Raw genomic sequence first — 11283 nt, 5'->3', positions numbered from 1 at the left:
TCCGAGGTGTAGAGCCTGCCATTTGGAGCCGGAGTCAGACAGGGGTTTCCGCTCCTTGATTCCATTCCGGAACCCCGATCCCGGACTCCGTTCCCGCAGCGTCCGACGCGGGAGGGCGGGATCAGTCCTCGTCGGCTCCGTCCGCGGGCTCCATCGCGGCGACACGCCGCTTGACGACGACGATGGCCGCGACCGCGCTGAGGGCGAACGCCACCGCGATGACGGCGGGACGGTCCAGCCGGTGCCGGCTGAAGTGGTCGAGGGAGATGCGCCCGGGCCCCGTGACGCCGAGGGAAGCGGCGACGGTGCCGAGCAGGGCCGGGTACTCGAAGCCGCCTCCTTGGGCGAAGAACCCGGCGGGAGCGTGGACCGAGACGGCCCCTGCCATGGCGCCCGCCGCGGCGGCGCCCGCAGCGGGAGTGGCCAGACCCAGCGCGAGCAGGGCACCGCCACCCGCCTCGCCGAGCCCGGCGGCGATGGCGCTCCGCCGGCCCGGACTGAAGCCCATGTGCTCCATCGCCCGGGCCGTACCCTCGATGCCGCCACCGCCGAACCAGCCGAAGAGCTTCTGCGTGCCGTGGGCCATCAGGACACCGCCGGCCGCGAGGCGCAGGGAGAGCAGTCCGAGGTCCTTGCGGAGGGTGAAGTGCATGGGGCGGCCTTTCGACAGGAGGGGGGTCGGCGGAATGTGTTCCACACCGTCCGTTCCGCCACACCGCACCCGCGCCGAACGGGGGTGGGCACACCCGCCGGTAAGAGGCCGGAAGAGGTCGAGAAGAGAGGTCGAGAAGAGATCGCCCCCGACCTACTCCTACTCCTACTCCTCGATCCCGACGGCCTCCTCCAAATCCCGGTAAGCCGTGTGCCTCGCCCCCTCCTGGTCGGCCAGCAGGGCGTTGGCGATCGCGTCCAGCTTCCGCTGGATCGCATGCTCGGCCCGGCGTTCCGAGTTCTTGAGCAGGGCGAGCAGCAGCAGGGACACCGCGCCCATGGCATCACCGGCGAGGTGCTGCCATTCCATCGGCAGATGGAGGAGGTGCGAGGCGACGAAGGCCGCCACGAAGAGGACGCACAGGACGGAGAAGAGCGCCGAACTCGTGAAATTGGATGCGAGTTCCGCCAGTTTCTCGAAGCGGCCGAGCCGCCCCGGTGCGCCCTTCTCAGCCGGATGTTCCAACGTCATGCCCGGCGCCTGCCCACGGACGGCCCGCCGAACCATCTGCCCGGCGAAGGGTTGCGAAGGGTCGCGGAGGGTCCGCGGAGGATGCGCCCGGCGGGTGCGAGCGTACGAGCTCCGGAGGTTTCGCCTCCTCTCAGCGGGTACCCGCAAGGGGCGACGACCCCGTGGAACCGCTCGATGGAGGCGGCACATGTCTACGAACACACTCATTGCGATCATCGTTGCGGCCGCTGTCCTGGTCGTGGTGCTGACCCTCGCCTTCGCCCTGCTGACGCGCCGACGCCATCTGCGCGACCGCTTCGGAGCGGAGTACGAGCGGACCGTCGAGGAGAAGGGCGGCACGCTGGCCGCGGAGCGCGAACTGCGCGCCCGTCAGGAGCGGCACGACCGGCTGGAGATCAAGGAGATCCCCGCCGAGCGGCGCCGCCAGTACTCCGACGAATGGACCGCCGTCCAGGAACACTTCGTGGACCGGCCGGACGGCTCCGTCGCCGAAGCCGACGAGCTGGTGTCCCGCTTGATGAGCGAGCGCGGCTACCCCACCGACGGGTACCACGGCCAACTGCGCGACCTGTCCGTCGAACACGCGGGCACCTTGGACCACTACCGCTCCGCCCACGACGTCAAGGTACGAAGCGCCGACGGGCGGGCGACCACCGAGGAACTCCGGGGAGCGATGGTGCACTACCGAGCCCTGTTCACGGAGCTGCTCACGGACGAGAGGAACCGGTGACATGGACAACCGTTCGGAAAGCGAGGCCAGGCCCGCCCAGGCAGGCCTGACCACCGAAGACCTTGCACATCCCGTGACGCAGGAGGACCAGGAAGCCCCGCTGTACCCGGGCGAGGCCACCCAGGACCGAGCGCCCGGCGGAGCGGACGCACCGCCCGCCGCGGTTCCCGGGGGCGACTCCGAGCCGCTCCTCGGCGCCGGCGACACCAAGGAGTTCCGCGAGACGTGGAGCGAGGTCCAGGGCCGCTTCGTCGACGATCCCCAGGACGCGGTCAGGTCCGCGGACGCCCTGGTGGCCGAGGTCATGCAGACCCTGGCCGCCACCTTCGCCGCGCGCAAGCAGGAGCTGGAGGCCCAGTGGGGCCGGGGCGAGGAAGTGGAGACGGAAGACCTGCGGCAGGCGCTGCAGCAGTACCGGTCCTTCTTCAACCGCCTGCTCAAGACCTGAGCGAGTGGCGGATTCCGGGGCGTCAGAATCCGCCCCGGAGCCGCATGCCGAGGGGCCGGCCGTCGGGATCGACCAGGGCATGGTGCAGCGGGGTCGCCAGCAGGCGCCGGACGGCCGGCAGCCGCGGAGCCGCGTAGCGGCGCAGACGGCCCGCAGGACGCGGGCCGCGGCGCCCGGCCGCGTGCCAGGCGTCCAGCGCCGCGGCGGCTTCGCGGAACCGGTCGAACGCGGTCGACGGATCGGACAGGGCCTCCTCCGCGGACGGCCCGACGCCCGCGTCGAGGTGCTCGCGCATCAGCTCCAGGCGCAGCTCGCGGGCGAACGTGCGGGCCCCGTCCCCGAGCCCGCCCGGATCGCGCGGCCGCCGCGGATCGGCCGCCCGGTCGAGGACGGCGCAGCTCAGCTCGGAGTCGTGCGTCCACGAGCGCAGGTTGACGTTGTCGGACCCCACGGCGGCCCAGACGTCGTCGATCACGCACACCTTGGCGTGCACGTAGACGGGGGTCGAGGCATGGTTCTCCAGCCCGTACACCGCGACCCGGTCTCCTCCGGCGCGGCGCAGTTCCTGCAGGGCGGTGATCCGTCCGATCAGGTTCATGGGCCCGGAGAGCAGGCCGTCCTGTTCCGGAACGGAGGGGACGACTGCGGCCAGCCGCAGCTGCGGATGCGTGCGCAGGGCCCGGGCGAAGCAGTCCACGACGCGCGGGGACCAGAGGTACTGGTCCTCCAGGTAGATCAGCGTGCGGGCCCGCAGCAGCGCCTTGAGGTAGCTCCGGGCGATGCTGCGCTCCCCGTCGGGGGCGAAGGGATAGCCGCGCAGCAGCCGGTTCGGATAGGTGCGCAGCACCTGGACGGCGTGCCGGCCGCACGGCGGGGGATCGGGCTCCTGCGGCGGTAGTTCGTCCGCCCGGACGTCCTCCCGGTCCAGGAGCTCGCGCAGGCGCATCAGCGGACTGCGGCTCAGCGGCGCGGGATCCTCCCACCGCTCGCGGAAAACCGCCTCGATGTCGCCGACGACGGGCCCCCTCAGGGCGAGCTGGACGTCGTGCCACGGGGGGTGCGGACCGTACCGCGGCGCCAGGGGCAGCGACTGGCGGTCGCCGCGGTGGTCGGCGTCGTCGTTGCGGTTGTGGCAGAGATCGATCCCGCCGACGTACGCGACATCGTGCTCCGGGCGGCCCGGGTGCCGCAGCACCACCATCTTCTGATGGTGCGAGCCGCCGGGCCGTACGCGCAGGTCGAGCAGGCACTCGCCGCCGGCCGCTTCGACGTCTTCGCTGAGGGAGCGGTTCTCCTCCTCGCTGAACCGGAAGCCGTCCAGATGGGAGCGCCACAGCAGACCCTTCACGACGACACCGCGTCCGGCCGCCGCGCCCAGGACGGCCGCGATCTCCGTACCGGGTCCGCGCAGCCGCTCGTCGGGATCGCCGCGCCAGTCCGTGAACAGGAGCAGGTCGCCGGCGCGCATCGCCCGGATCCGGGCGAGGAGCTCGGCGAAGTACGTGGCGCCGTGGACGAGCGGCCGGGCATCGTTGCCCTCGGACCAGGCGGCCCCGTCCGCCCGGCGGTCCTCCAGCCGGGTGGCGGCGTTACCGCGCTCTCCAGGCGCCAGAAGCCAGTCCGAAGCGGGCATGGCACGTCCTCCGCTCACACGAGTGCCCGCTCCCCACCCTTCCACTCGGCACGGCACCCCGCACTGCCGTCACCGGCGGGCCCGGGGTGCTGCGGAGACCGGCCGGCGGTTCCGGGTGTTTGCCGCTGGCAGGGCTGTCCGCGTCCACCCGGCCAGCCGTCGTCCTGGCCGTCGCCACCGGGGGCACCATCGCGGGAATCGGCGGAGCCGTGGTGGCGGTACCGCTCGTCGCCGGGGCCGGCACGGTGGTCGCCCACCTCCGGGCCCACGCCGCCCGCGCCGCCCGCGCGCAGTGCCCCCGGCGCCCTCGTCCGGGCCCCCGCCGGATGATCGGCAAGCGGGACCGGACCGCTGAACGGGAGACACGGGACCGCCGGTTCCGGGCATCACCGGTCCGGAGCGGATCCGGTCGCGTGCGCCCCGCCCCGCAGGCCCCTCGCGCCCTCGGCCCCGCCGGCGCCGCGCCGAGTCGTGCCGGCACGTTTACGGGAAGGGCATGGGGACAGACGCATCACGTCAGATGATCGCCAACGATCGGAGTGAGAGCCGTGTCGGGTGAGCAGAAGATGAAGGCCAAGAAGGAACAGGCCAAGGGCAAGGCCAAGGAAGCGATGGGCCGCACCGTCGGCAACGAGCGACTCACCGCCGAAGGCCGAGCGGAGCAGATGAAGGGCGATGCGCGCCAGGCCAAGGAGAAGGCCAAGGACGTCCTCAAGGACTAGCGGAACCCTCCACGACCAGCAGGACGAGGCGCCGTCACCGACGCCGAAACCCGAGCGGCCACGGCCTCCGTCCCCGGAAACGGGCGACGGAGGCCGTGGCCGTACCGGCGACGTATGGGCCCCTCGGCGCCTCTGCTGCGGAACTGATACACGGTGGAGCGTCGGCCGAAGGACGACGGCCGGGGTTCCGATGGGTGGGACGGCCATGCTCGGTGTGTGCCCCGCCGCTGCCGAGCGGCCCGGGCCCGGACCGTTCCGGGCGCGGTGGGGGCACGTCCCCCCACCGCGAACCCGATCCCGGGAGTGTCATGTCCATCCACGCGTTCCTCCGACGCTCCGCCGAGCTGCCCGAGCGCGGCCGCCTCGCGGCCTGCCGGGCCGGTGACGCCGCCTTCGCCGCCGCCCGTCGTGCGGTGTCCACGGCGGCGCTGCCCTGGCCCCACGAGGGTCAGGCGAGCGTGGAGGTGGAGGGGGTCGGCAGCCTCGGCACGGTCGGCGAGCAGATACCGGTGCCGATCGCGAGCCTCACCAAGGTGATGACCGCCTACGTCGTCCTGCGCGAGCACCCGCTCGGCCCGGGGGACCCCGGACCCGTGGTCCGCGTCGACCGGGCCGCAGCCCGCGAGTCGGGCTCCGACATCGAATCTGTCGTCCCCGTCGCGGAAGGGCAGGAGTTCCCCCTGCGGCAGCTGCTCGCCTACCTGCTGATCCCCTCGGGCAACAACATCGCCCGGCTCCTCGCCCGCTGGACCGCCGGCTCCGAGGCGGGCTTCGTCCGCCGGATGAACGAGGCGGCCGCGGAGCTGGGCATGGCCCGTACGACCTTCACCGGCTCCTGCGGCATGGACACCGGGAACACCAGCACGGCCGAAGACCTGCTCCTCCTGGCCCGTACGGTCATGCAGGACGAGGTGTTCCGGACCATCGTCGCCACCCCCTCGGTCCTCCTCCCGGGCGACCTGGGCGAGGCGCGCACCACCAACCGGCTCCTCGGCCGGTACGGCGTCGTCGGCCTCAAGACGGGCACCAGCACCCCGGCCGGGGGCAACGTCCTGTGGGCCGCCTACACGGACGTCGGCGGCACCCGCCGACTCGTACTCGGCGCCGTCCTCGCCCAGCGGACCGGCCGCTCCCCGGTCCGGGCACGGGCCGCGGTCTGGGCCCACACCAGGCGGCTGGTCGAGGCCGTCCAGAACACCCCGCTCGACACCCGCGCAACGCCCGGGCCGTACGCGCCCGACCCGGCCCCGTCCCCGGTGTCGCCGCCCCGTGTCGCGCGGCGGTGTGCCGAGCAGGGCGAGCCGGTCGCCGTGCCTGGTCGCGTCCGAGCGGGGTAGGCGACCAGGAGGGGGCCGACACGACGGAGGAGGCAGCCATGAGCGAGCCCGGACACGCGGCAGCGGGGAGCGACCCCGCGGATAGCGACCCCGCACGGACGGACCCTGCCGTGAGCGCCACCGGCAGCCGGCCCAAGGGCGGCCGTCACCCCGAGCTGCTGCCCGACCAGGGCGCCATGATCGACGAGCACGGTCGCCCGCCCGGAGTTCCGTCGCGGACGGGTACCGGCTCCGGCTCGCCACCGTCCGACCCGGAACGCGTGGAGCGGTCCGACGCGGACGTGGACAGGCGGGGAGAACCCGGCCGGTGACGCCCGCGTGCGCACCACCGCTCCGGGTAGGCGCCGGAGGCGGGTGAGGGAGCGCACGTACGACCGTACGACCGGACGCGAGAGGAACGGCGGTGGTGGTCATGGCGCGACCGGTGTGGTCCGGCGTGCTGAGCTTCGGCCTGGTCAGCATGCCCGTAGGCCTGTACGCGGCGACCGACAGCCACACGATCCACTTCCACCAGCTGCAGCGCGGCACCTCGGACCGGGTCCGCAACAAGCGGGTCAACGAGCGGACCGGCGAGGAAGTGCCCTACGAGGAGATCGTCAAGGGCTTCGACGACGGCGACGCGTACGTGCTCGTGGAACCCGAGGAGCTGGACGACATCGCTCCGGGCCGCTCCAGATCGCTCGACATCGAGGGGTTCGTGGACCTGGCCGAGGTGGATCCGATCTTCTTCGACGCGACGTACTACCTGGCGCCGAAGGGCAAGGAGTACGGAAAGGTCTACAGCCTCCTTCAGCAGGCCCTCGCCACGTCGGAGAAGGCCGGGATCGCCACATTCGTGATGCGCAGTCACGCGTACCTGGTGGCCGTGAAGGCGGAGAACGGCCTGCTCACCTGCCACACGCTCCACTGGGCCGACGAGATTCGCGATCCCCGTGCGGAGATCGACTACCTGCCGCGCAGGGCCAAGGCCGCGCCGAAGGAACTGCGCATGGCCGAGCAACTGGTCGAGGCGCTCAGCATGGATTGGAAGCCCGACGAGTTCCACGACGCGTACCGGGAGAAGGTCGCAGCCCTGATCGAGGCGAAGCGGGCGGGCGAGAGCGTGGAGAAGGCCGAACCCGCGGCCGACTCGACCAACGTGATCGACCTCGCCGAGGTGCTGCGGGCCAGTGTGGAGCAGGCCGGCGGCCCCAGGAGAAGGCGGGGGAAGCGCGCGCAGCACGGGAAGCCCTCGAAGCAGGCGGGGAAGCCTGCCGGCAGCGGTGCGGCCCGCCGTACGCACAGGGCGGCCTGAACGGCGCCCGGGTCGGCCCGGTGCGGGCCTCGGACGGCCGCCGCGACACGCACATGGTGCCGGAGCCCGGGGGTAGACGAGGGGCGGGGACACCCTTCGGGAAGGCGGCCCGATGCCGAACGGGACGGAGCGGGGCGGACGCAACGAGTCCGCGGAGGAACGCGCGGACCGGCAGTGGCAGGAACTGGTCCAGGAGATCCGGGTCGCCCAGACGGGTGTCCAGATCCTGTTCGGATTCCTGCTCACGGTGGCCTTCACCCCCGTCTTCGCCGGGCTCGCGCCGACCGAGAAGACGATCTACGTCGTGACGGTGGTCCTGGGATCCCTGTCGACCGGCGCCCTGATCGGCCCGGTGGCCTTCCACCGTCTCGTCGTGGGGCGCAGGATCAAGCCCGAGGCCGTCGCCTGGGCCGCGCGCCTGACCTTCACCGGCCTCCTGCTGCTCCTGGCCACGAGCACCGCGGCCCTGCTCCTCGTCCTCAGGGTCGCCACCGACAACGCCCTCGCGACGTGGCTCGTCGGCGGAGTGTTCGCCTGGTACGTGCTGTGCTGGTTCGTGCTGCCCCTGTGGGCACGCGTCCGCTACACCGCCAAGCGCTGACCCGAGCAGCTGCTCAGAGCGTGGCGGCGAGCTGTTCCTCCGCCGCGTGGATGGCTTCGAGGGCGGTGGGCCTGCCCATCAGCACGCACAGGGTGTAGGCGGTGTCGTCCATGGCCCGCAAGGCCGCGGGATCCTGGGGCGCCGCGGCGAGACGGGCCTGGCAGCCGCGCAGCCGGGTCAGGACCTCCTCGGTCCGGGCGGGATTCGGCGCGAGCCCCGCGGCGCGGGGACCGCCCGCCGGACCGGGGGTCCGGGCGGCTTCGACGGTACGACGCAGGGCGCGTTCGAGGCGGGCGGGCAAGGCGGTGCCGCACGCGGTGGCGCTCATCGCGGCAGCCAGGTCCTCGACGGCGAGGTCGGCGAGGTCCGCGGCCGTCGCGAGGATGCGCAGCGCGTCGCGGGCCGAGCAGGGGGTCGTGGCCATGAGCATCCCGATGGCCCGGCTGCCCGCCGGCACCGGGTGCCCGTGCGTCCGGGCGACGGCGGGGTTCTGTCGGGTCGGTGGAGTGGCTTCTCCGGGTGTCGGCACGGGGTTCCTCCGGTCCGGGGACGGTGGGGGCGGTGCGGTGGCCCGCGTACGGACCGTATGCCCGCCGTCCGAGCACGGACCGCACGGCGCGCTGGTTCAGGGCCCGAACGTCAGGACCGCCCGTGCCTGCTCACGCCCCCGACCCGCTCGACGACCGCGGCGAAGCTGGCGTCGAGGTCGTGCCGATGTGCGTCTCGGGATCGGCAGCTACGCCCCCCGTCCGGCACTACGCTGCACGCGTGATCGATCATGCGAACGTACGTCTCGCCGACCTTCTCGACCGCCGTGCCGACGGGCACGAGCCCACGCCTGACGCGGTGCTCGGCGCGCTGTTCGAGGGCGGGATCTTCGTTCCCGTCACCGAGACCGGAGCGGTGATGTTCCTCCCCGACGACGAGCAGCCGCTCACGCTGCTCGGGTTCACCGATGCGGCGCTCGGCGCGGAACTGCTGCCGGAGGCCGCCGGAATGGCGCACTGCGACGCGGCGCGGCTGAGGGACATCCTGGAGAAGACCGGTGTCGCCGCGCTCGGGGTCCGCTCCGGAAACGGGCAGGCGATCTACCCCGAACAGGTGCTGCGGGACTGGGCGACCTACGGGTCCGGGGCGCAGATGAAGCTCGACTGGACCACCGACCCGGTGGCGGTCGCCCTGCGCGACGCCCTGGTGCGGCGGGTCCGCGAGTTCCCCGCCGTCCGCTCGGTGTGGGTGGCGCAGGTGCGGTGGCAGGCCAGCGGCGAGGAACACCTGATGCTGCACGTCGCCGTGGACGAGGAGCTGCCCTCGGTCTCCGCCGACCACCTGATGCAGATCCTGCTCGACGAGGAGGTGAAGCTCGGCCCGAGGCACCCGAAGGTCGGGATGCTCGCCCTGAACACCACCACCCACGCCGACACCATCGCCCAACTGGACCGCCAGGGCCTGGACACGGTGCGCCACGACGCCGAGTCGGGCCGGGTCCGGGTGATCTCGCGCCAGTACGACGACCCGTCGGTCGCCTCGGCTGACGGCGTGGCACCCTCACCGCGGTCCAAGCATCGCTGGTTCGGCCGCTCCTGACGGGACGTCGCCGACGCGCTCCCCTTGGCATGGTCGACTCGTGTGGGTGTCGCAGCCTCGAGCCAGGGGGAGTCCCTGCCGGGTGAGGGCGCATCTCCACCCACCGGTCAGCGGTTACCGGTCACGGGACCCGCACCGTTCTCATGTGCCGCCTGCCACTGCCGGATCTCGGCGAGCCGATGGGTGTGGTGATAGGTGACGTGCTCGGGCGGGCGCAGACGTTCGACGGCCTGCGCCGTGCGCGGGTCCTCCCACCTCAGCAGGACGTAGGCGGCATGGAGGCGGGTTTCGAACTCGTCGTCGAGCAGGTCCATGAGAGCGTCGGCCACGGCCGGAGTGCGGATCGGGCCTGTGTGGTCGTGCGTGAGGGACTCCGCGCAAGAGCGCCTCACCTCGGGTTCTGGATCCCGTAGCAGAGAGATGACGGCCTGAGTGCAGTCGTCGCCGCCGTCGTGGATCCCCAGCACGTACGAGCCGATCCGGGAGCGCACGCCGGCGTCGGTGTCCGATGCCAATGCCAGCAGGGCTGCTCGGACCGGGGGTTCGGGCGGGGTGACGAGATAGTCCAAGTCGAACAGGACATCGGCCGCCGCACTGCGGACGTTCGGATTCGGGTGCCTGGCGTGGCGCAGCCCCACGAGCGCGCCCTGTTCCTTGTTCGCGAGGTGGCTCAGGGTGTCCAGGACGCCCGTCAGGAGGTGCGGAACGTCCTCGCCCGCCATGGCCCATTCCACGAACAGCTCCGCGATCTCCTTCCGGTAGAAGTTCCTTCCCCTCGAGGCGAAGCGGTTGCGAAGGGGCTCCATCCAGTAGGAATCGAAGACGGAGAGGACGAACTCACGGTGGTCCGGTTCCGGGTCGTGCCGGTGCGCGGCCACCGCCGCGAACGTCTGCGCGTCGCAGCGCCGGGTGAGGACCCATACGACGGACACCCAGTCGGCGTGGTACCACTCGCCCTGGGCGAGCGCCCTGCCCATCAGCTCGTCCACGGGCGCGAGGAGGCCGAAGGCCCACTCCAACTCCGTCAGGACGGCGCCGTGCCCGTCGAGGACCGTGACACCGCCGAGGGTCAGAGAGTTCACGTACCTGTCCGAGCGGTACTCGAACTCGGTCTGCTCCACGGGGCCGGTCCCGCCCGTCCTGGTACGGAGCTCGGCCTCGGCCCCCCGCTCGTACCAGTGGCGGGCCAGGGCAAGCAGCCGCTCCTGCTCGGCTCCGGAAAGCCGCGTGGCCGCATCGTCGCCCAGCAGGGCTGCGACCACAGCCGGTGACCCGCTGTCAACGGCCCGCCAAAGCAGGGTAGTTCCGTCAGCCAGCACCCGGTCGGGGTCCGCGCCACCCCCGATCAGCGCCCTCACGACGGCGGCGTCATGGCCATCGACCGCCGGCCACAGCACGGACGGTCCGTCGCCGGCCTCCGCCTCGACTCCCGCCTCCAGCAGCGCGGCCACGGCCTCCGCGTCCCCCCGCCGCACGGCCGCCTCGAGTTCCCACCTGTCTCCCACCGCACGCACCACCCTCCGGCTGCCGGACCGCCGAGACATGATGAAGCCCAGCACCACCATGGGGAAGTACCGCACCCGGAGCCGTCCCGACCCAGGCCGGGACACGGCTGATGCACTCGCCCACACCTGCGTCCATGGACCGTGACGCCACCAGCGCCTGAGCCAAGCCCACGTCCACCCCGTGCTGATCGCGATGGTCATCACGCCGGGGTTACCCCGAAGGCAGGGCACGGTGTGGTCGTC

13 protein-coding genes are annotated in these 11283 nt (G+C 72.4%); 8 read left to right on the top strand and 5 right to left on the bottom strand.

What is annotated here, in order from left to right:
* Positions 1 to 121 precede the first annotated feature (121 nt).
* Positions 122 to 652: a DoxX family protein gene (locus tag ACZ60J_RS03160; protein ID WP_469678559.1), complete on the bottom strand. Its 531-nt coding sequence runs from the start codon at positions 650 to 652 to the stop codon at positions 122 to 124.
* A 165-nt stretch (positions 653 to 817) separates the two neighbouring features.
* On the bottom strand, positions 818 to 1183 hold the full coding sequence (locus ACZ60J_RS03155; protein ID WP_469678557.1) for a low affinity iron permease family protein: 366 nt from the start codon (positions 1181 to 1183) through the stop codon (positions 818 to 820).
* 187 nt (positions 1184 to 1370) lie between these two features.
* Here ACZ60J_RS03155 and ACZ60J_RS03150 point away from each other — a divergent pair, with 187 nt between their 5' ends.
* A complete protein-coding gene (locus tag ACZ60J_RS03150) occupies positions 1371 to 1913 on the top strand; it encodes a hypothetical protein (RefSeq protein ID WP_469678555.1) in 543 nt (180 codons plus the stop codon).
* A gap of 1 nt (position 1914) precedes the next feature.
* Positions 1915 to 2361, top strand: a complete 447-nt coding sequence (locus tag ACZ60J_RS03145; protein WP_469678553.1) for a hypothetical protein — start codon at positions 1915 to 1917, stop codon at positions 2359 to 2361.
* 22 nt (positions 2362 to 2383) lie between these two features.
* Here the strand turns inward: ACZ60J_RS03145 and ACZ60J_RS03140 are convergent, their stop codons facing one another.
* Positions 2384 to 3994, bottom strand: coding sequence for a phospholipase D family protein (locus ACZ60J_RS03140; RefSeq protein ID WP_469678551.1), 1611 nt, complete (start codon positions 3992 to 3994; stop codon positions 2384 to 2386).
* Between the two features lie 566 nt (positions 3995 to 4560).
* Between ACZ60J_RS03140 and ACZ60J_RS03135 the strand changes: the two genes are divergently transcribed.
* From ACZ60J_RS03135 to ACZ60J_RS03115, 5 genes are all read left to right on the top strand, one after another.
* Positions 4561 to 4716: a CsbD family protein gene (locus ACZ60J_RS03135; RefSeq protein WP_284716012.1), complete on the top strand. Its 156-nt coding sequence runs from the start codon at positions 4561 to 4563 to the stop codon at positions 4714 to 4716.
* A gap of 308 nt (positions 4717 to 5024) precedes the next feature.
* Complete coding sequence (locus ACZ60J_RS03130; RefSeq protein WP_469678549.1) at positions 5025 to 6053, top strand: D-alanyl-D-alanine carboxypeptidase family protein; 1029 nt, start codon at positions 5025 to 5027, stop codon at positions 6051 to 6053.
* 38 nt (positions 6054 to 6091) lie between these two features.
* A complete protein-coding gene (locus ACZ60J_RS03125; RefSeq protein ID WP_469678547.1) occupies positions 6092 to 6364 on the top strand; it encodes a hypothetical protein in 273 nt (90 codons plus the stop codon).
* A gap of 101 nt (positions 6365 to 6465) precedes the next feature.
* Complete coding sequence (gene ku / locus ACZ60J_RS03120) at positions 6466 to 7347, top strand: non-homologous end joining protein Ku (protein WP_469678545.1); 882 nt, start codon at positions 6466 to 6468, stop codon at positions 7345 to 7347.
* Positions 7348 to 7459: 112 nt separating this feature from the next.
* Positions 7460 to 7948: a DUF6328 family protein gene (locus ACZ60J_RS03115; protein ID WP_469678543.1), complete on the top strand. Its 489-nt coding sequence runs from the start codon at positions 7460 to 7462 to the stop codon at positions 7946 to 7948.
* Positions 7949 to 7961: 13 nt separating this feature from the next.
* Here the strand turns inward: ACZ60J_RS03115 and ACZ60J_RS03110 are convergent, their stop codons facing one another.
* A complete protein-coding gene (locus ACZ60J_RS03110) occupies positions 7962 to 8372 on the bottom strand; it encodes a DUF5133 domain-containing protein (RefSeq protein ID WP_469678541.1) in 411 nt (136 codons plus the stop codon).
* Between the two features lie 344 nt (positions 8373 to 8716).
* Here ACZ60J_RS03110 and ACZ60J_RS03105 point away from each other — a divergent pair, with 344 nt between their 5' ends.
* Positions 8717 to 9535 (top strand): hypothetical protein, encoded by an 819-nt coding sequence (locus tag ACZ60J_RS03105; protein WP_469678539.1) that lies wholly within the window; start codon positions 8717 to 8719, stop codon positions 9533 to 9535.
* Positions 9536 to 9642: 107 nt separating this feature from the next.
* Here ACZ60J_RS03105 and ACZ60J_RS03100 read toward each other — a convergent pair whose 3' ends face one another.
* Complete coding sequence (locus tag ACZ60J_RS03100; RefSeq protein ID WP_469678537.1) at positions 9643 to 11040, bottom strand: HEAT repeat domain-containing protein; 1398 nt, start codon at positions 11038 to 11040, stop codon at positions 9643 to 9645.
* Positions 11041 to 11283: the final 243 nt, after the last annotated feature.

This window comes from Streptomyces sp. NPDC104226 (assembly GCF_055584085.1).
The sequence above is the reverse complement of the archived record's forward strand: the minus strand, read 5'-3'. Positions and strand labels throughout refer to the sequence as shown.